At 44.4% G+C, this 20,249-nt stretch carries 16 protein-coding genes; 2 read left to right on the top strand and 14 right to left on the bottom strand.

Annotation, left to right across the window (positions count from 1 at the left end):
* Positions 1 to 31: 31 nt before the first annotated feature.
* The 6 genes from QNH36_RS21565 to QNH36_RS21590 form a co-directional block, all read right to left on the bottom strand.
* Positions 32 to 1,483 carry a S41 family peptidase gene (locus QNH36_RS21565; protein WP_283904171.1) on the bottom strand — a complete coding sequence of 484 codons (1,452 nt, stop codon included), beginning with the start codon at positions 1,481 to 1,483 and terminating at the stop codon, positions 32 to 34.
* Positions 1,484 to 1,684: 201 nt separating this feature from the next.
* The gene (locus tag QNH36_RS21570; protein WP_283904172.1) at positions 1,685 to 3,010 is read right to left on the bottom strand and encodes a murein hydrolase activator EnvC family protein; all 1,326 of its coding nucleotides are present in this window, start codon (positions 3,008 to 3,010) and stop codon (positions 1,685 to 1,687) included.
* Positions 3,011 to 3,126: 116 nt separating this feature from the next.
* Entirely contained in the window at positions 3,127 to 4,020 is an 894-nt protein-coding gene (gene ftsX / locus QNH36_RS21575) for a permease-like cell division protein FtsX (protein ID WP_144478013.1), read from the bottom strand.
* Positions 4,010 to 4,696 (bottom strand): cell division ATP-binding protein FtsE, encoded by a 687-nt coding sequence (gene ftsE, locus QNH36_RS21580; RefSeq protein ID WP_144478015.1) that lies wholly within the window; start codon positions 4,694 to 4,696, stop codon positions 4,010 to 4,012. The genes ftsX and ftsE overlap by 11 nt, the downstream gene beginning before the upstream one ends.
* A gap of 449 nt (positions 4,697 to 5,145) precedes the next feature.
* Entirely contained in the window at positions 5,146 to 5,457 is a 312-nt protein-coding gene (cccB, locus tag QNH36_RS21585) for a cytochrome c551 (protein WP_144478017.1), read from the bottom strand.
* Positions 5,458 to 5,508: 51 nt separating this feature from the next.
* Positions 5,509 to 6,348: a YitT family protein gene (locus QNH36_RS21590; RefSeq protein WP_251543288.1), complete on the bottom strand. Its 840-nt coding sequence runs from the start codon at positions 6,346 to 6,348 to the stop codon at positions 5,509 to 5,511.
* A 419-nt stretch (positions 6,349 to 6,767) separates the two neighbouring features.
* Here QNH36_RS21590 and QNH36_RS21595 point away from each other — a divergent pair, with 419 nt between their 5' ends.
* Positions 6,768 to 9,335, top strand: a complete 2,568-nt coding sequence (locus QNH36_RS21595) for a CoA-disulfide reductase (RefSeq protein ID WP_283904173.1) — start codon at positions 6,768 to 6,770, stop codon at positions 9,333 to 9,335.
* Positions 9,336 to 10,395: 1,060 nt separating this feature from the next.
* Positions 10,396 to 11,256 carry a nuclease-related domain-containing protein gene (locus tag QNH36_RS21600; protein ID WP_283904174.1) on the top strand — a complete coding sequence of 287 codons (861 nt, stop codon included), beginning with the start codon at positions 10,396 to 10,398 and terminating at the stop codon, positions 11,254 to 11,256.
* Positions 11,257 to 11,492: 236 nt separating this feature from the next.
* On the opposite strand, the gene prfB is transcribed toward QNH36_RS21600, so the two are convergent.
* The 8 genes from prfB to flaG all read right to left on the bottom strand — a co-directional run bounded on the left by prfB (position 11,493) and on the right by flaG (position 20,186).
* A protein-coding gene (prfB, locus tag QNH36_RS21605) for a peptide chain release factor 2 (RefSeq protein ID WP_283904175.1) occupies positions 11,493 to 12,603 on the bottom strand; the annotation gives its coding sequence in 2 pieces (ribosomal slippage) (positions 11,493 to 12,530 and positions 12,532 to 12,603; 1,110 coding nt in all).
* Between the two features lie 101 nt (positions 12,604 to 12,704).
* Entirely contained in the window at positions 12,705 to 15,218 is a 2,514-nt protein-coding gene (secA, locus tag QNH36_RS21610; RefSeq protein WP_144478026.1) for a preprotein translocase subunit SecA, read from the bottom strand.
* A gap of 207 nt (positions 15,219 to 15,425) precedes the next feature.
* Positions 15,426 to 16,268 carry a DUF1028 domain-containing protein gene (locus tag QNH36_RS21615; protein WP_283904176.1) on the bottom strand — a complete coding sequence of 281 codons (843 nt, stop codon included), beginning with the start codon at positions 16,266 to 16,268 and terminating at the stop codon, positions 15,426 to 15,428.
* Positions 16,269 to 16,376: 108 nt separating this feature from the next.
* Positions 16,377 to 16,922 (bottom strand): ribosome hibernation-promoting factor, HPF/YfiA family, encoded by a 546-nt coding sequence (gene hpf / locus QNH36_RS21620; protein WP_283904177.1) that lies wholly within the window; start codon positions 16,920 to 16,922, stop codon positions 16,377 to 16,379.
* 555 nt (positions 16,923 to 17,477) lie between these two features.
* Complete coding sequence (gene fliT / locus QNH36_RS21625; RefSeq protein WP_283904178.1) at positions 17,478 to 17,822, bottom strand: flagellar protein FliT; 345 nt, start codon at positions 17,820 to 17,822, stop codon at positions 17,478 to 17,480.
* Complete coding sequence (fliS, locus tag QNH36_RS21630; RefSeq protein ID WP_283904179.1) at positions 17,822 to 18,223, bottom strand: flagellar export chaperone FliS; 402 nt, start codon at positions 18,221 to 18,223, stop codon at positions 17,822 to 17,824. Before fliS ends, fliT begins: the two co-directional genes overlap by 1 nt.
* Positions 18,224 to 18,252: 29 nt before the next feature.
* The gene (locus QNH36_RS21635) at positions 18,253 to 19,797 is read right to left on the bottom strand and encodes a flagellar hook-associated protein 2 (protein WP_283904180.1); all 1,545 of its coding nucleotides are present in this window, start codon (positions 19,795 to 19,797) and stop codon (positions 18,253 to 18,255) included.
* Positions 19,798 to 19,814: 17 nt separating this feature from the next.
* Positions 19,815 to 20,186, bottom strand: coding sequence for a flagellar protein FlaG (gene flaG, locus QNH36_RS21640; RefSeq protein WP_283904181.1), 372 nt, complete (start codon positions 20,184 to 20,186; stop codon positions 19,815 to 19,817).
* Between the last annotated feature and the right edge of the window lie 63 nt (positions 20,187 to 20,249).

Raw genomic sequence — 20,249 nt, forward strand, 5'->3', positions numbered from 1 at the left:
CAGCGTCTTCTAAAAATGGAGTTGTAGTTGATTACCTTGCCAGCAGCCTCAACGCAGTCTGCAGCTGCAAATCGTTCTCTTCCTGCTTCATCGCTTCCCTGGCAGCTTCCTCAAGAGCACTGGCCGTTTTGGCGTTGATTACACCTGTTACGTTCATACTCTTGTTACGCTGGAATGCCTTGACAGCGATTTCGGTCTTATCGCTAAAGTAGCCGTCCGTGCGCCCCGGCTCGAATCCAAGGCCTGCAAGAATCTCTTGGGCGTTCTTGACCTGCTCGTTATTCATATCCAGCTTCAGCGGTTTTTCAGCCTGAATCGGATGGGTGTGATACAAAGCCGGCTGGTTGACTTCGACGGTTGGCTCGATACCTTTCTTATGGATCCATTTGCCATCCGGCGTCAGCCATTTGAACAGCGTCAGCTTGATATTGCTGCCATCGCCCATCGGCACAGCCTGCTGGACTGTTCCCTTTCCGAAGGTCTTTTCGCCGATAACAGGATAGCCGCCCGCTTCCTTCAATGCCCCGGCCAGGATTTCCGCTGCGGATGCACTTCCGTCATTTGTCAGCACGCCAATCGGGTAGTCTTTCGCTTTAGCCAAATTTGAAAAATAACGTGTCTTATCTCCGCTGCGTTCCTCTATCTGATAAAGCGGCTTATCTTTAGGAATCAGCTCTCGCAAAACCTCTTCGACACTCGATAGCAGCCCGCCAGGATTTCCGCGAACATCAATCAGCAGCGCATCCAATCCCTCTTTTTCCAGTATCTTCAGTTCTTTATTGAATTCCTTGGATGTTTCCTCAGAAAATGAGGTTATCTCCAGGTATCCGATTTTTTCGCCATTTACCTTTTTCATATCACTATAAACCGTAATCTGTGGGATTTCATCACGGATCACTTTTACCTGAAGCGGATCCTTCAAGCCTTTCCGCCCAATCTCGAGTACCACAGGGGTCCCCTTTTTCCCGCGGATTTTCGTTGTCGCTTCAAACAAGTCCAGCCCATCGATACTTTCACCATCAACCTTCAGAATCTGGTCGTTCGGCTTCAAACCCGCTTTTTCTGCAGGCGAATTTTTAAAAGGCGAAACAATCACGATCTTTCCATCAACTGAACTGACTTCAGCGCCAATCCCCTCAAATGATGACTCCAGTGTCTGATTGAATTGCTTAGCAGTTTCCTTGTCCATATAGACCGAATAAGGATCCTCCAAAGTCGACAGCATGCCCTTGATGGCACCCTCAACCAGCTTTTTTCCCTCTACTTTTTCCACATAACTATTAAAAATCAAACTGTAGGCCTGCTCAACTTTTTCAATACTGCCCTGCTCGCCTGATTCTGCCCTCGCACTATCCTTAAAAGGGACAATCTGACGGTCCAGCACCCCAGCCTTACTCTCGTACCATTGCATCCCGGCGTATGTACTCCCCGCCCCAGTCAGCAGCGAGCCCGCCATCAAAATGGCAATCCACTTACGCTCCATTGCCAAACTCCTCCCTGTTTACCGCATCAACTGCTCCTCTGCCGTAAAAATTTATATGATTCCCATTATATGACGAAGAGGGACAGGGTATGAAGGTTTAATTTTGCAGGAAGGTCCCGTTTGGATTTATTTTACAAGTTTCTAAGACTATTAAACGGGAAAATAAAAAAGGAAGAGATTTGAGGTCTCTTCCTGAATTTATTACCAATATGCAGCTGGGTTTACAGCGTTTGATTTAGAAGCGTTCCACGATCCTCTGTGCAGTTCAAAGTGCAAGTGCTGTCCATAAGATTGTCCAGTATTGCCCATTGTGCCAATTCTTTGTCCTCTGGAAACCACTTGACCATTGCTGGCCATACGCGCACTCATATGTGCATAAACAGTTGTCCATGTTTGTCCATTAATTGAGTGTGCTACAAAAATAACATTCCCATAGCTTGAGGAATAATAAGAGCGAATGACAACACCATCTGCCGCAGCATGAATTGGTACGTTCGATCCACGGTTGGCAATATCAATTCCTGCATGGTATGAACCCCAACGGCTGCCAAGTCCAGATGAGATGCGTCCGCTTGCCGGCATGATGATCATGCCGCCTGATGATGGTGCTGCCGCTACTGGTTCTGGGTCTGGAGCTGGAGTTGAAGTGCTTCCGCCACCGCTGCTTTTCGCTTTTGCAGCAGCCGCAGCCCTTTGTCTTGCAAGCTCAGCTTGTCTCGCTCTTTCGGCTGCGATCTCAGCCTGGCGTTTCTTTTCTAGTTGAATTGCCTGAGCCATTGCAGCTTCCTGTGCCGCCAAAACATCCGCGGCTTCTGACATTTCTAGATTCTCCGCATGCATCTGCTCTTCTTCATGCTTAAGAGTGCTCATAAGCTTGTTCTTTTCTTTAATTTGAGCGTTCAGCTTCACTTTTAATGCTTCTAGTTCCTTCTTCATTCCCTGAAGGTTATTAAGCTTTGTTTCTACTTCATTCTGCTTCTTTTCAAGCTCTTCCTTATCCAATCTGTGCTGTTCAAGGATATCTTTATCAGCCTGTACGATTGTTGTTACCGCACTTACACGGTCAACGAAATCACTGAAACTTTGTGCTCCAAGAAGGACATCGATATAGTTTACAGTACCGCCATTTTCCTGGAAAGAACGTGCCTTGTCCTTAAGCAATTCATTGCGTTTTTCGATACGCTTGATCAATTCAGCGATTTCTACTTTTAATTGCTCGATTTCAGCGGTAGTCTGTGCGATTTCCGCATTTTTTACTTCAATTTTCTTTTCTGCGTCTTCAACACCTAAATCAAGTTTTTTGATCTGGTCATTCAGACTTTGCTGTTCAGTTTGCAGCTCACCGATCTTAGATTTATTTTTATTGATTTCAGAATTGATGCCTGAACGTTTATTTTGCAATGCATTCTTTTCTTTTTGCATTTCCGAGATGCTTGCTGCTTTTGCTTCATTTACTGATAATGGGCTTACTAAAGAACCCAGGCTTAAAGTACTGACTACTGCTAGTGAGAGTATCTGCTTTTTCACTAGATCTTTTCCCCTCTCTTACTCATGATAGTTTCGTAACTTTGTCTTTCTATCTATCGTCTATTGGTTATGTAGTGTTTAGGAGAAATTTCCGGCGATACCGGAAATTTGATCCTTTACACCTTCAAGAACTTGCGGACGGACATGAGACTTCCCCAGATTCCAATTGCCGCACCCATGATAATCAGGATCGCAGACAGCTGGTACACAAACGGGTTGAATTCTAGCAATCTTATGAAATGATCTTTTAGCTTTTCGTTCAAGAAGTCGTAAGCGTAATAATACGCTGCTGATACGACGGCAATCGGCACCACTGCTCCAAGGATACCCAGCCATAGGCCTTCAAGGAAGAACGGCCATCTGATAAAACCATTTGTGGCCCCAACGAGTCTCATAATCTCAATCTCTCGTTTACGCGCCATGATTGTAATCTTAATCGTATTAGAAATCAGGAACATTGCAGTAAAAAGAAGTCCGACAATCAAGACGAGTCCGACATTACGGCTTACTTTTATAAAACCGAAAAGTTTCTCCACCTTGCCCTGACCATATTTTACAGTTGCTACATACTCCAGCTTCTCTATTTGCTTCGCGACTTTCATTGTGTCAGTAGGATTTTTCGTCTTTACGACGAACACATCGTTTAAAGGATTGTCCTGCTCAAATAACTGGAAGGCTTCCCCTTCATCTCCGAGACTGTTAATCAGGCTTTCGAGTTCTTTTTCCTTCGGAGAATAGGTCACTTTTTTAATTCCAGATACCTGGTTGATCCGCTGTTCCAATACCTTTTTATCTTTGTCGTTCGCAGCTACATCCACATGGACTCGGATTTCTACATCCTCCTCGATTGTGGTTGCGACTTTATTTAAGTTCATCATAATGACGAAAAAGACACCGACCAAAAGCAAGGTAACCGTTACGGCACTTACGGATGCGAACGTCATCCAGCCATTCCGGCCTAAGCTTTTAAAGCTTTCACGAATGTGGCGGCGGAATGTTCTAGCTTTCATATCCGTAATCACCTTTCATTTCATCACGCGCAATCCGGCCGTTCTCTATCGCGATGACGCGATGCTTGATTGTGTTGACGATTTCTTTGTTGTGGGTGGCCATGACAATCGTGGTTCCCCTCATATTAATTTCTTCGAATATGTTCATAATTTCCCATGAAGTGTCCGGGTCAAGGTTACCAGTTGGCTCATCGGCGATTACCACTTTTGGTGCGTTCACTATTGAACGAGCGATGGCAACACGCTGCTGCTCCCCGCCTGAAAGCTCAGTCGGAAGCGATCTAGCTTTATGCTTCAACCCGACTAGATCCAAAGTTTCCATTACTCGCTTTTTGATATATTGCGGCGATTCCTCAATAACCTCCATCGCGAACGCGACATTTTCATAGACTGAAAGAGTATTGAGCAATTTGAAGTCCTGGAATACGACGCCAATATTTCGGCGCAGCAATGGTACTTTGCTGTCCTTAAGCTTTGCGAGATTAACACCATTTATAATGATGGAACCCTTGGAAGGCTTCACTTCACGATACATCATTTTTATAAAAGTAGATTTCCCAGCACCGCTGGGTCCTACCACGTATAAAAATTCACCAGCATCTATATGAACATTAATTCCGTTTGCGGCCATGATACCGTTGGAATAAGTCTTGTAAACATCCTGCATATCAATCATTTTTTGTATCACCTTAGATAGTTAGTCTTATCACTCGGCTTTTCTTCGACAATTTGTAACAAACCTATTATAGCATCTAGCTCTATCAAATAAACCCTTTTATATATTACAGTTTCTTTTCAAATTGAACAAAAAGTCCCATTATATTCCTCTGAAGGGTAATATATCTACTAATTCACAAAGCATTTCACTTGCCAATCTAGCTATTTACCAAGTAAAATGCACTATTTGCAGCAAGTGTGTATTTGTCGAATTTTTAGTTTTATTACACGTGTGTTACGAGATTTTGTCAAAACTTGTATGTACAAATTGTGAAGCTTGCTGAATTGCTAAATAATTTGGCGATTTTTCTAAAATGCATAAGGACAGCATTTTACCTGACAGCAGACTGGAAAAATAAGCGCAAAAAAAAACGCCCTGATGATGATCAGAACGTTTCCTTTTAAATGTTATTTTTTGTTTGCCAGCCATTCAGCAACTGCAGATGCATCGTCACCTTCAAGTAATTTTGGAGGCATTGACCCTTTACCATTGGCGATTGTACTTTCAATCTCATCCTGGGATAGACGTGAACCTACATCACTTAATTTTGGCCCTACGCCGCCTTCAAGATTTCCGCCATGGCAGCTTGAACATTTTTGGTTAAAAAGCTTTTCCGGATCTGCACCAGCTTTGTCGCCGCCAGCTTCATCGCCGCCACCGCCGCAGGCTGCCAGTGCCAAGGAGGTTCCCATTAATAGAGCTAATAATTTCTTCTTCAAACTTAACTCCCCCTAAGAAAATTTTGCATACATGACTATTTTATACCAATACTAAGCCCTTTTAAAACCCTCACCCAATACCTCTGAAGCATCCATTACAATCACAAATGCAGCAGGGTCAATGGATTGAACCAATTGTTTCAATTTTGTGAACTCCGTCTGGTCCACTACACACATGATGATTGGCCGTTCTTGATCGGTATAGCCGCCGTATGCTGATAGTTTTGTCACTCCACGGTCAATTTTATTCAAAATCGCTTCACGAACTTCATCCTGGCGGTTCGTGATGACCATCGCCATCTTCGAGCGACCGATACCAACCTGCACAAGGTCGATGGTTTTACTAGTCACATAAAGCCCGATCAAAGCATAAAGACCTCGTTCAATATCAAAGACAATCGCTGCAGACAATACAATCAGCCCATCAATCAACGCCACGCAGGTTCCAAGTGAAAGTCCCGTGTACTTATGGATGATTTGCGCGGCCAAATCCGTACCGCCAGTTGATGCATTTCCTCTGAATACAATCCCAAGGCCCAGACCGACACCAATACCGCCGAACAATGACCCAAGCAAAGGATCGAGAGTCCAAGGCTTCACATCATTCGTCAGGAACACAACAAATGGAAGAAAAATGGTCCCTGCAAGAGTTTTATACCCATATTGCCTTCCAAGTAAAACAACCCCGGCAATAAACAACGGAATATTAAATGCCCACTGCACATACGCTGGCTCCCAGCCAAGCGTCGCATCCAAAATTGTACTGATCCCGCTCACTCCTCCTGAAGCAACACGGTTTGGCAGCAGGAACACATTAAACGATATAGCCACAATCCCTGAACCTATCAACACATATACATATTCAATCAGCTTGTCCAAAGCTGGATTCATCTTTTGATTCCGCCGTTTTTTCACTGTCCTATCCCCTTTTCCCATTAATGCCGTCAGTGAGTATAGCATGTGTCGAATTTTCTGTAAACGCTAGCAGTGCGCCGTATTAAAGGATGAAAGAAAGACTTCGATTATATATGAAGAGGTACGCCGTCTTTTAATAGGCTGCCCCGGGTCAATTAGGAAAAGAAAGATTTTAAAGCTAATTTTTTTGACTTCTCTGGGTGAGTTTGTGAAATTATGAACAATTTTTGACGTTTCTTTAAATACCCTTACCCCTAGTCGTACTTTGTGATATATTTCACGTATAAGGAGGCGGTCATATTGATTAGTCTTTCCTGTAATAAGATGAAATTATTTTTTTAACAAGGATTGCTCAACGCTACACAATAAAATTCTCCAGAAAGAGGGTAATATAGATGGCTAAAAAAGTGGTAATCGTAGGTGGAGTTGCTGGCGGAGCTACAACAGCTGCCCGGTTGAGAAGATTGGATGAACAAACAGAAATCGTGATGATCGAACGCGGTGAATACATTTCTTTTGCCAACTGCGGCCTTCCTTATTATATCGGCGGTGCCATCCAGGAGCGCGATGCATTGCTTGTGCAGACAGTTGAAGGCATGTCTAAAAAGTTCAATATGGACATCCGCAACCTAAGCGAAGTGACGCGAATTGACCGTGAACGCAAGGTAGTGGAAATCCATGATTTAAAAACAGGTAAAACATATGAAGAAAATTATGATGTACTGGTTCTATCACCTGGAGCGAGTCCTATTAAACCTCCGATTCCGGGTATCGATGAAGCTGAAGCATTGTTCACACTTCGCAATATTCCGGACACTGATAAAATCAAGGCATATGTCGATGAGCGGAAGCCGATGAAAGCAACAGTCATCGGCGGCGGTTTCATCGGTGTCGAAATGGCCGAAAACCTTTGGGAACGCGGCGTCGAAGTGACACTTGTCGAGATGGCTGACCAGATCATGGCGCCGATCGACTTTGAGATGGCTTCTATTTTACACCAACATCTACGGGAAAAAGGCGTGAACCTGATCCTAGAAGATGGTGTGAAATCTTTTGAAAACAACGGTAAACTGATCAACCTGAATAGCGGCAAACAAATCGATACTGATCTGGTAATACTTGCGATTGGCGTTACTCCTGAAAATAAATTGGCTAAGGAAGCAGGCCTGGAGCTTGGACTTCGCGGTGCAATCCGTGTTAATGAAAGATTGCAGACAGCCGATGAAAGCATCTACGCTATCGGTGATGCGATTGAAGTAAAAGATTATATCAACGGCCAGGCGACTCACATTCCGCTCGCATGGCCGGCCAACCGCCAGGGACGCATCGTCGCTGACCATATCAACGGCATCGACTCCAAGTACCAGGGAACACTCGGAACATCCATTGCGAAGGTGTTTAACATGACAGTTGCCGCAACAGGCAATAACGAAAAGACATTGAAGCGCCTTGGCATTTCTTACGATGTCGTTCACGTTCACCCAAGCTCTCACGCTGGCTACTATCCAGGCGCCTTCCCTATCGCACTTAAATTGATCTTTGACCGCGAGACAGGAAAAATCTTTGGAGCTCAGGCGGTGTCTTATGATGGCGCCGACAAACGAATCGATGTTTTAGCAACTGCCATCAAAGGCGGCATGACGATTTTTGACCTTCCGGATCTTGAGCTGGCATACGCGCCGCCATACTCTTCTGCAAAAGATCCGGTCAACATGGCGGGCTATGCAGCGAAGAATATCGCTGAAGGTCTTGTGGAAACCGTTCAATGGCATGAAATCAATGACATCCTTGCAAACGGCGGCTACCTGATTGACGTCCGCGAGCCAATCGAGCGCGACATGGGCCTGATTGAGGGTTCTGTCAACATCCCGCTTGGCGAGCTGCGCGACCGCCTAGACGAGATTCCGACGAAAGAAGTGTATGTATACTGCCAGGTCGGCCTGCGCGGGTACCTTGCTTCTCGTATCCTGAAGCAGGCTAGGTTCAATGTTCGCAACCTGGATGGCGGATACAAGACTTACTCTTGCGTGTTCGAGCCAGATGCGAGTGAAAACTGTGGTACACCAATTAGCGATAATGGTGTGGCTCAGCGCAATCTTGCGATGGAAGAGATTGCTGCGGGTGCGGCCCAGAGCAGTGTTGGATTGGCCGTTGAGGCGGCTCCAGTTGCACCGGCAGCTCCAGTTGCTCCACCGACTGTAAAAACCACCCTTGATGCCTGCGGCTTATCCTGTCCTGGCCCAATCATGAAGGTGTACAAAACAATCGGTGACATGAAGGACGGCGAGGTGATGGAAGTCCATGCAACTGACCCAGGCTTCGCGAAGGACATCAAGGCATGGTGCGAAAAGACCGGCAACAAGCTGGTCAGCAACAAGTTTGAAGATAAGAAATTCAAGGCGCAAATCATGAAAGGAAACGTTGTGGTGACTTTGAATACGATGGCTGCACCGGTGGAAGTTCCTACTGGCGTACCAGCTGCTGCCCCTGCTAAAAACGGTGCGACCATGGTCGTATTCAGCGGTGACCTCGACAAGGCCATCGCAACCTTCATCATCGCATCCGGAGCCGCGGCGATGGGTAAAGAGGTAACTTTGTTCTTCACCTTCTGGGGACTGAACATCTTGAAGCGCAACGACGCACCGGCCACCGAGAAGGATATGATGGCAAAAATGTTCAGCATGATGATGCCGAAAGGCGCGAACGACCTGCCATTATCCAAGATGAACATGGGCGGCATGGGCGCCAAGATGATCAAGACCGTCATGGCCAACAAAAATGTCGACAGCCTCGAAACCTTAATGAAAAACGCTATGGACGCCGGTGTTAAGCTTGTCGCCTGCGGCATGAGCATGGACCTCATGGGGATTTCCAAAGAAGAGTTAATCGACGGAGTCGAAATCGGCGGAGTTGCAGCATATCTTGGAGATGCTGAGGATTCTGGATTGAATTTGTTTATATAGTATTGGGAGCGGCCTTCTTAGGAGGGCTGCTTTTTTCTGATTTTTTCCTTATTTAGGAAGACGGTGCAATTATCTCGATTATTGGCGCAATTAATTAGGAGGACCGTGCAATTATTGCAAAACATGGTGCAATAACCTTAAACAACGGTGCAATTATCTCTTTTTACTAACAGAATAATTTTTCCAGTAGCAAAAGTGAACAGCTATATTCGATAAAAAGTCTACTTTTTGACCTTTTTCTACCTTCGCCCCTCCACAAAAACGACTTGCGTACTGTGCTAAGCAGATTTGCGCAATATATTAGCGTAAATCTAGATTTTAATTGCAAGTTACCTTTTTTACTCCTTACTTGTTTCGTGCTTGCTTACTGAATTAAGCTCCTCATCTGGAATATTCTCCAAACCTCGAGCTTGGGGTTGTTGTAAATAGGTAATTGAGGGGTTTTCCGATGTTTAATTGAAAGTTACCTTTTTTAACTGTTTACTTGTTTTGTGCTTGCTTACTGAATTAAGCTCCTCATCCGGAATATTCTCCTCACCTCGCGCCTGGGGTTGTTGTAAATAGGTAATTGAGGGGTTTTCCGATGGTTAATTGAAAGTTACCTTTTTTAACTGCTTACTTGCTTCGTGCTTGCTTACTGGAATACTCCTCACCTGGATTATTCTCTCACCTCGCGCCTGGGGTTGTTGTAAATAGGTAATTGAGGGGTTTTCCGATGTTTAATTGAAAGTTACCTTTTTTACTTCTTACTTGTTTCGTGCTTGCTTACTGAATTAAGCTCCTCATCTGGAATATTCTCCTCACCTCGAGCCTGTGGTTGTTGTAAATAGGTAATTGAGGGTTGGGGCAGTAAAATGTCCTTTTTTAAATAACAACAACCGAGTAAATAATTCTCCCTCTTTAACAGGGTTTTTACCGATTAATGTCGAATAATACACTCATCAACCTAAAGGAGTGACAATGTTTGATAGCGAAACACAGAACGGTCCCCCGCAGAATCCTCGTTAATGAAGCGCTGCTTAGAAGAACTTCTCCAACCCACCCAAAGAGGCAAGATATCTTGAAAGATTTACTGATTAAAAGAGCAGGATTTAAAGGCGAACAGGAGATGGATTATTATCTCAGCCTTTTGAACGAAAACGATTTTCATATCCTCCAGGATCTCCGTATTCCACATGGCACTAATTACTTCCAAATTGATTTCCTACTTTTATCAACCAAATTCGCATTGCTGATCGAAAATAAGAATATGCCTGGAAGCATCGAATTTGACCCTGCCTTCAAACAAGTTTTCCGAAGATATAATGACACAACGGAAGTATACGACTGCCCGGTTGACCAGGTAAAAAGACAAGTGAATCAATTCAGAAGTTGGCTGAAGAAACACAACATCACCCCACCTCCTTTAGAATTCCTCGTCACCTATAGTAATCACGGCTCCATCCTTCAAAATCCCAGTAAAAATCAAGAAATTTATCATCGAGTTTGTAAAGGAGGACATTTGGTCTTTAAAGTTGACGAATTTCAAAATCGTCACCAAAGAGAAGTCCTTTCGCTCAAAGATATAAAAAAATTAACGAAACTTTTGATTAAAAGCCATGAACCAGAGAAAGCCGACATTAACAAGTATAATTTAGCTCCTTCTGACATCATTCCTGGTATTCAATGTCCAACCTGTGAGCACTTCCACATGGAAAGAATCTCAAGGAAATGGTACTGCTCCCATTGCGGAATTACTTCATCTCATGCGCATGAACAAGCTATTCTTGATTACTTTTTGCTAATTGGGCCAACGATGACAAATAAGCAATTGAGGAATTTCCTCTGCTTGCCGTCACGAAGTACTTCTACCAACTTATTGAGGAATATGAGTTTACAGCATACAGGTAGTACAAAAAATAGAGTGTATTTTCAAGCATGATTATAACCTCCTCTTCCATGTGGCCGAGGAGGTTTTTCCATTATTAGGATGACGGTGCAATTCTAGCAGCTTACAGTGCAATAATCTTGAATGAACGTGCAATTATTCTAGTTGATGGTGCAATTAGCTTCAAATAGGGTGCAATTATGACGTTTGACCGTGCAATTAATAAAAACTGCAGCCCAATTAACACAAAAATCCCCCGCCAACCTGGCGGGGGACACCAAAATAGGTTTTTACTCACCCAAACTCAACTTAGACCTCAAATAAGCATCAATAAACATATCAATATCCCCGTCCATGACGGCCTGCACGTTGCCGGATTCGGCGCTGGTGCGGTGGTCTTTAACCATGGAGTATGGATGGAAAACATAAGATCGGATCTGGCTGCCCCAGCCGATTTCTTTTTGCTCGCCGCGGATTTCGTCGAGTTCGGCTTGCTGCTGTTCGATTTCGCGCTGGTAAAGCTTTGCTTTCAGCATTTTCATCGATGTTTCGCGGTTCTTGATCTGTGAACGTTCTGCCTGGGATGATACAACGACACCAGTCGGCAAGTGCGTAATCCGGACGGCTGAGTCAGTTGTGTTGATATGCTGACCGCCGGCGCCGCTTGCACGGTACGTATCAATCTTCAGGTCTTCAGTACGGATATCGATCTCGATCTCATTGTTGAATTCCGGCATAACTTCGCAGGAAACAAATGAAGTATGGCGTCGCCCTGAAGAGTCAAACGGCGAAATACGAACCAATCGATGTACGCCTTTTTCCGCCTTTAAATATCCATAAGCATTATGACCTTTGATCGCTAAAGTGACACTCTTGATGCCCGCTTCGTCACCAGGAAGGTAATCCAAAGTCTCAACCTTGAAGCCGCGCTTCTCCGCCCAGCGTGTGTACATACGCAACAGCATCGAACCCCAGTCCTGCGACTCCGTTCCGCCGGCACCTGGATGCAACTCAAGGATTGCATTATTTTTATCGTACTCTTCACTCAACAACAATTGAAGCTCGAACTCACTCATGCGCTCTTTGAACTCGACAAGCTCCTTCTCCAGTTCTTCACGGAGATCTGCATCGTTTTCTTCTTTTACAAGCTCATAAGTCAAATCGAGATTTTCGTATGTCTCGCTAAGCTCATTAAAAACATTTACCTGTTCTTTAAGCGCATTTGACTCATTGATCACGACCTGTGCCTTCTGCTGGTCATCCCAGAAGTCGGGCGCAAGCATGCCGTCTTCTAGTTCAGCGATCCGCGCTTCTTTATTTTCGAGGTCAAAGAGACCCCCTGAAGTCCGCTAATTTCTTAGCTGTTTTCTCAAGCTCATTCCTGATATCTGCTAATTCCATATCATTCACCTCATAGTATATTATAGCGTCTTGCTAAATGAATTTCACATCTGATCTACAAAAAGAAACCAGCGGGTTGCCCGCCGGCTTCTTGTATCAGTTTATTCAGCTTTCCCGCAGCAGTTCTTGTATTTCTTGCCACTGCCGCAAATACATGGATCATTACGGCCTACATCCATTGTTTTGACAACTGGCTTCTTCTTCACTTTTCCGCCTTCGTCTTCCTTTGGATTCACCGCCTGGCCTTTTGCTACTTCCTGGCGCTCAAGGTTGCTGCGGATTTCAGCCTTCATGATGTATTTCGCAACATCGTCTTCGATGGAAAGAACCATGCTCTCGAACATTGCGAAACCTTCATGCTGGTATTCACGCAGTGGATCGATCTGACCGTACGCACGAAGGTGGATGCCCTGGCGCAGCTGGTCCATCTGGTCGATATGGTCCATCCACTTCGAGTCAACCGAACGAAGCACGATGACTTTTTCAAACTCACGCATCTGTTCGTCAGTCAACATTTCTTCTTTTTCATCATAGCGCTCTTTCACCTTCGCCATGATCGCTTCAATGATTTCATCCTGCTCTTTGCCGCGAAGGTCTTCAACAGTGATGTCACCTTCATGAAGCAGGCTGCCGTTCACGTAATCGATGATGCTGTTCAGATCCCATCTTTCCATATCTTCGCCTGCTGGCGTATGGGCGGAAACATTGCGCTCCAATGAAGATCTGATCATATTTTCAACGATGCTGCGAAGGTTTTCAGATTCAAGAACCTCATCACGCTGCTTGTAGATGATCTCACGCTGCTGGCGCAGAACATCGTCGTATTGAAGCAGTTGCTTACGGGCATCGAAGTTGTTGCCCTCAACACGTTTTTGCGCAGATTCAACGGCTCTGGATACCATCTTGCTCTGAATTGGCTGGGTATCATCCATGCCAAGTCGTTCCATCATTGTTTTCATATTGTCAGAACCGAAACGGCGCATCAGTTCATCTTCCATTGAAAGATAGAACTGCGTCACACCAGGGTCTCCCTGACGTCCGGAACGTCCGCGGAGCTGGTTATCGATACGACGGCTCTCATGTCGCTCGGTACCGATGACCGCAAGACCGCCAAGCTCTTTTACGCCCTCGCCAAGCTTGATGTCCGTACCACGGCCCGCCATGTTTGTAGCAATTGTAACCGAGCCCTGATGACCGGCTTCAGCGATGATTTCCGCTTCACGCTCATGGTTTTTCGCGTTCAGGACATTATGCTTGATTCCTTTTTTCGATAAAAACGCAGAAATGATTTCAGACGTTTCAATCGCAACCGTACCAACAAGGACTGGTTGTCCTGCCTGATGGCGCTCTGCGATGTCATCGGCAACTGCCTTGAATTTGCCCTGCATCGATGCGTAAATCAAATCCGGACGGTCGTCACGGGCGATCGGACGGTTCGTCGGGATGACGACAACGTTCATGTTATAGATATTGCGGAATTCCTCTTCCTCTGTCTTCGCTGTACCGGTCATACCGGACAGCTTTTCATACATACGGAAGTAGTTCTGGAATGTGATCGTCGCAAGCGTCATGCTCTCATTCTGGATATCAAGGCCTTCCTTCGCCTCGATTGCCTGGTGCAAACCTTCGCTGTAGCGGCGGCCCTTCATCAGACGGCCAGTAAACTGGTCAACGATGACAATCTCGCCATCCTGGACGACGTAATCGACATCCTTGTGCATACTCGCCTGTGCTTTCATCGCCTGGTTGATATGGTGAAGCAATGTCACATGCTTAATGTCAAAAAGGTTATCGATTCCGAAAGCCTTCTCTGACTTCGTAATCCCTTCCTCTGTCAGCTGGACACCCTTCGTTTTTTCATCGTATGTGTAATCTTCTTCACGCTTCAATGTGCGAACGAATGCATTCGCCTGGATGTAAAGCGCAGCCGATTTTTGTGCAGAACCGGAAATGATCAACGGCGTACGCGCTTCATCGATCAAGATGGAGTCAACTTCATCGATGACGCAGAAGTGCAGCGGGCGCTGAACCTTCTGGTCTGAATAAAGCACCATGTTATCGCGAAGATAGTCGAAGCCAAACTCGTTGTTCGTACCATAAGTGATATCGGCACGGTAGGCTTCTTGCTTCTCTTCCTTCGTCATGCTGTTCAGGTTGAGTCCGACAGTAAGGCCAAGGAATTCATACAGCTGGCCCATTTCGACGGCGTCACGGCTTGCGAGGTATTCGTTGACCGTGATAACGTGCACCCCGCGGCCTGTGATTGCGTTCAGATAAACCGGCATTGTCGCTGTAAGGGTTTTACCTTCACCAGTCTTCATCTCAGAGATATTCCCCTCATGAAGAGCGATACCACCCATCAGTTGGACTTTATAAGGGTACAGGCCAAGAACACGCTTGGCGCCTTCACGGACAACCGCGAATGCTTCAACAAGCAGATCATCTGTAGATTCACCGTTCTGGTAGCGATTCTTGAACTCTTCCGTTTTCTCCCTCAGCTGGTCATCAGACAGCTTTTCCATATCAACTGCAAGCGCATCGATTTGATCCGCCATTTTTGTCAATTTTTTAATATCGCGTTTATTCTGGTCGAAAATTTTCGTTAAAATCCCCATACAGACGCTCCTTTTATCTATTGAATCTCGTTGAATTCGAATCGTAAAAAATAATCCCAAAGAAAAAAGATTCGCCCTGAATGCACCGAATCCCTTTTAGAAAAATTCGATTTATTGCTTCTTACTATTTTACCACTTAGGACAAGGAGTGACAACCAAAGGGGAAATGTGAAAAGTCCCCTGCCAGCTGACAGGGGCACTCAAGGATTATTGATTTTTCATATACTCCAAAACTTCCAGATCGATCTTGCCTTTCTCCTGCTCCCGTTCTTCGAAGTTTTCGGTGTGGATGTAGGCTGTAAGCGCTTTGTGGAGTTCAGCATCATCTGCAGGGTCTGACTTTAGGTAATCAAGACGCTTTAGATGGTGCACGACTGTTTCCCTGACCTCTCCCTCGACTGCTACAACGTTCTCAGGTTTTGCTTTGGCAAAATAAAGCTGCTGCAGACCATAGATGCGGATCAACTCCGTGATTGGGTCCGGATGGTCATCTACTCTAAGATCGATATAGCGGTCATTGTATCCGCCGTATCCACCCTTCTCTTTAACAACTAATAATGCCGCCGACTGCTGGCCCCTGCTGTCGCCACCAGCTTGCTGGCCGGCATTGAGCGCCTGAAGCAACCGCTGTGCAAGCGAGCCTTCTGTTGTTTCAAACGTTTCGGCCATTGCTTTTACAGTATTTTCGTCCACTAAAATATTTCCCTGTGCTGCAAAGTGCTTGCCTGTTATCCCGCCTGCCCAGTCATAACAGTATGTACCCGTAAAAGTTGCTGGATTGCCCTCGGCATCAAGCAAGCCGACCTGGCGCATTTCCTTGTCAGGGTCGTCCTTTGTAATTAATTCCATGGCCTCTTCAGCCGATTTTCCATGTGCCATCAATTCAAGCGCCTGTGGCCCATACGCCGTATTAGCGTATGACTGAGTCGCCACAGCGCCCACTCCCGCTTTCGCAAACGGAACAACAGCCCCGACGCCAAGAAATTTAGATTGTACCGCAATTCCCCATTCTTTTTCCTGGGGGTCATAACCTACAATTGAAAATGTCATATGGATCGCCTCCTGTAAAATTATTTCGGCACTCGGCATAATTTTCCCTTCAAAAGAACAAATTAAAACCCACAGCCAATTTCTGACTGTGGGTTGATTGTTAGATGATTATTGAGCTTCAATCAAACCATAACGGCCGTCGTTACGCTTGTAAACAACGTTTGTTTGATTTGTTTCTGCGTTTGTGAACACGTAGAAGCTGTGGCCAAGCATGTTCATTTGCAGGATCGCCTCTTCGCTGTCCATTGGCTTCAGATCGAAGCTCTTTGTGCGGACAACTTCAAGGTCTTCGTCTTCCTCAACCTGCTCAACATCTGTGAAAATCGGAGCGTAATCCTTCAGGCTTTCCTTTTCACGGAACTTGCGGTTGACCTTCGTTTTATGCTTGCGGATCTGGCGCTCAAGCTTATCAGTGATCAGATCGATGGCAGCATACATATCTTCATGGATTTCCTCTGCGCGAAGCACAAGATCCTTCATCGGAATCGTAATTTCAACTTTTGATTTCTTATCTTGATAAACTTTCAGGTTCACGTTCACATTGGCATTGGGTGACTCGGTGAAATACCGGTCAAGCTTCGCAATCTTCTTCTCAACATACTCTCTGATTGCTGGCGTTACCTCAATGTTTTCTCCACGAATGTTGTAGTTCATAGTGGACTCCTCCTTTGGGATATGACTATGTATTACTAATTCTATTTTACCCCAAAGAACTCCTGCAAAAACAGTCAGAAGATTTGACATTTTTATGTCTGTTTTTACTGTCGGAATAGTGGATAGTTTGTTGAGGGTTGTCCTAATATGAAAAAACCGCCCGATTAAAGGCGGTTATACTTGTAAAAATGGGTTTAATTGTTGTTCCACAATCAGCTTCCAGGAAGAGTATGCAGGATATATATCCTCTAGAATGATTTTTTGCTTTGCGTTCTGGTCAGTAAACTTCCCATCGAGCATTCGCCTTTTCAACGACAGTATAAAGCTGCACTTTTTAAAACGGCAGGTTGTTCATAAAAGTGTTCTGCCAAGACAAAATTCATATTAATGATTTGAGAAAAGGCATGGAATTTTACGTTTAAAAGCCTGTCACCTTCAGTGAACGAGAAGTTATTAAAACTCTCTACGACATCGCTTCTTCCTCAGTTTTCAATTAGGCCATGCATTGCTTAGCTACAATATATTCTCTTCACTTAACACGTTAAACCCATTAACTTATTTTCTCTTATCGTAAAACATGCCGTCTGTTGAAAGGCTTTGGTATGGGTTGACATATCTTGTGTTTGAGTTTTTCTTAATCTGCAGATCTTTGATGTCCTTTTGAACTGAAGCTTTTTCATCTTGGAGCAGCCTGGCAAGCTTAGTGTTTAATTTCACGATTTCCTTGCCAAGCTCCGTCTCTTCAGTCGTATAAGGAGGATTAATATCCTTCATAATGTACTCACGCTGATTCAAAAGATCCTCAACATGCGTGATTTTTTCATCTCGTTCCTCCTCCGACTTTTCGAGAAACTGAATAAGTTCAGTTGTTAACTTGTAAAATTGTTTTATAGAACTCACTACGCCATGCCACCTTGATTGTGCTGCTTTTGGCGATTCAACTGGATGACCTGCTTCCACGTATCGCGGAAGTCTGTGACAAGTGCTTCCACTTCCTCCAAAATCACCTTGTCATTCTTAATATTGGCATCGATTAATCGACGATTAATATAATCATACAAAGACATCATATTTTTCGATATTTCAAGTTCCATATTAAGTGTAACCATTAATTCTTGTACGATCTTCTGTGCCTTTTGAATGTTTATATTTTTCTCCTGGATATCCTTCTTCTCAATCGCATGCTTTGCCAGATTGATAAACTTGAGGCATCCGTTATATAGCATCAACGTCAACTCGCCTGGTGAAGCCGTATTGACTGAGTTTTGCTGGTAAGACTGATATGGATTAGTTAGTGCCATGGTTTACTCTCCTTTTTGTAAAAGGGCTTTTAATAGCTAAACTGTTGCATTAAATATGCTGACTGACTATTTGCTTTTTGGATTGCTTTTTCCATTGCCGTAAATTGTCTCCAGTAACGGTCTTCGACTTTAATCAGACGGTCTTCAAAGCGGTTGATCTGACTGTCAATTGATGTCAGGTTCCTTCCTAGAGTGAACTGCGCACTCGTTTTAAGTGCGTTTCCGGCACGGCCTTCAATGACGGTTATTGTATCCTTTATTGTTGACCTTAGCTTCCTCGCTAACCCATCTTCACCATCAATGGCACTGTCATGCGTAAAAAGCTTATAAATTGCATTCGGGTCATTCTTGATTGCTTCCCGTAACTTAGCTTCATCGATGACAAGTTTGCCACCTTCCCGATAGTTACTTGATGTTTTAATCCCAATTTCGGAAAGCTGGTCATAATTATCATTTATACTATCGGTACTATTCCCTACACTACTGTATAGGTCTATTCTCATTTTATTTAATGCTCCGGAAAGAATAGAATCGTTACGAAGCATGCCGCTTTTTGCTTTTTCGTCCCACATTTCCGCTTGCTTCTCAGTCATTGCTTCCCTCTCCTCGTCGGAAAGGGGCTGATACTTGCGGTATCTCTCCTCATTTATCTTAGACGAAATACCATCTATTGTTTCATTGTATTTATCTACAAAGTCTTTAACAGATTTGAATATTGCCTCTTCATCCGTTGCAGAGTTAACTGTAACCGTTGCAGTTCCTGTCGGTTGCTTTAATGTGTATTCAAACCCGTTTATGACAAAGGTATTTGTTGAACGTTGTGTACGGAGGCCATTGATTGTGAAATCGGCATTAGCACCAGCTTTCCCCCTTGACCCTGAAACTGCCAAATCACTGTCGGCATCCAATTTCAAAGTATCGGTAAAAAAGCCAGGAGACAGCTTAATTTCAGCCCCAGTGGCATCGCCAGTATTTTTTGCTGTAATTGACACTTTCCTAGTAACGGAATCATAAAACGCTACTACACCAGCGTCTGAATTATTAATTCTGTTAAGTACATCATTTAACGAATCCTTCGTCGGATCAAAGGTGATATCTACTGGTGCTGTTGGCATGCTGCCATCTTTTTGAATCGCTTCAACGGAAATAGTTGTTTGGGCAATTGGTACAGGACTAGCCAATTTTCCATTTTGAGATTCAAGAGTTGCATTCGGATCAAAATCTGCTGCGGCAATTTCAATAGAACTCTTCATATTAGCCGCTTCTGCGAGACTATGTACCTGGATGTTTGAATTTAAATTTGAAGTCGCATTAATGTTCCGGACAGAAACCGCACTCTCATTTGACGTTGTCACCGTCTTTTTTGTGAAAGTTGACTGGCGGAAGATGCCATCAAACACAAACTTATCAAGGTCAGCAAGCAATTTGTTCATTGACCTGTAATCATCACGCTGCCATTCGAACAGCTGTTTTTTTTGGTGGAGCTTGTTCAAAGGAATCCTTTCCGCTTTCATTAAATCTCCGACAAGTGAATCGATGTCCATTCCGCTTGCCAACCCGCCTATTCTTACCACTTTTCTTCACCTGCCTGCTAAATTTTTTTGTCTACAATCAAGCCTAGAAATTCAGTCATAGCCGCATAAAAATCCAACATTTTCTTTGGTGGGATTTCCCTGACAACTTCCTTTGTTTTTTCATCAATGAGAGTGACATAATATTCCTGCAGCTTCTCGTGATATTGGAATTTCAGTGCTGTATGGCTCGGGCTTAAAAATTTATTCAGTTCCTCCATCGTGCTCTGCAGCTTTTCTTTCGGAACCCTTTCAATCCCATTCTGTGCTGAAGTGGCAGCCGGGCTCTTTTCCTTTTCACCCGCCGTACCACCTTCAATGGTGTCAATTTTCGTCTTAATCGTTTCATAGATGAATGTACTTGGTGTATCTGAAGAGAGACGGTTAATCATGCTATTGCCTCCTCTAGAGCGCATATTATATTGATTATATCGGCTATGCATTGTTAACTCTTT

Source organism: Mesobacillus sp. AQ2, from assembly GCF_030122805.1.
Classification (GTDB): Bacteria; Bacillota; Bacilli; order Bacillales; family Cytobacillaceae; genus Mesobacillus; species Mesobacillus oceanisediminis_A.

What these genes read in the sequence shown, in the direction of transcription:
- QNH36_RS21590 (WP_251543288.1), bottom strand. Translation starts at nt 6,348, where the DNA reads ATGAATCCAGCTTTGGACAAGCTGATTGAATATGTATATGTGTTGATA.
- ftsE (WP_144478015.1), bottom strand. Translation starts at nt 4,696, where the DNA reads ATGATTGATATGCAGGATGTTTACAAGACTTATTCCAACGGTATCATG.
- secA (WP_144478026.1), bottom strand. Translation starts at nt 15,218, where the DNA reads ATGGGGATTTTAACGAAAATTTTCGACCAGAATAAACGCGATATTAAA.
- QNH36_RS21565 (WP_283904171.1), bottom strand. Translation starts at nt 1,483, where the DNA reads ATGGAGCGTAAGTGGATTGCCATTTTGATGGCGGGCTCGCTGCTGACT.
- flaG (WP_283904181.1), bottom strand. Translation starts at nt 20,186, where the DNA reads ATGATTAACCGTCTCTCTTCAGATACACCAAGTACATTCATCTATGAA.
- QNH36_RS21595 (WP_283904173.1), top strand. Translation starts at nt 6,768, where the DNA reads ATGGCTAAAAAAGTGGTAATCGTAGGTGGAGTTGCTGGCGGAGCTACA.
- ftsX (WP_144478013.1), bottom strand. Translation starts at nt 4,020, where the DNA reads ATGAAAGCTAGAACATTCCGCCGCCACATTCGTGAAAGCTTTAAAAGC.
- hpf (WP_283904177.1), bottom strand. Translation starts at nt 16,922, where the DNA reads ATGAACTACAACATTCGTGGAGAAAACATTGAGGTAACGCCAGCAATC.
- fliS (WP_283904179.1), bottom strand. Translation starts at nt 18,223, where the DNA reads ATGGCACTAACTAATCCATATCAGTCTTACCAGCAAAACTCAGTCAAT.
- QNH36_RS21615 (WP_283904176.1), bottom strand. Translation starts at nt 16,268, where the DNA reads ATGACATTTTCAATTGTAGGTTATGACCCCCAGGAAAAAGAATGGGGA.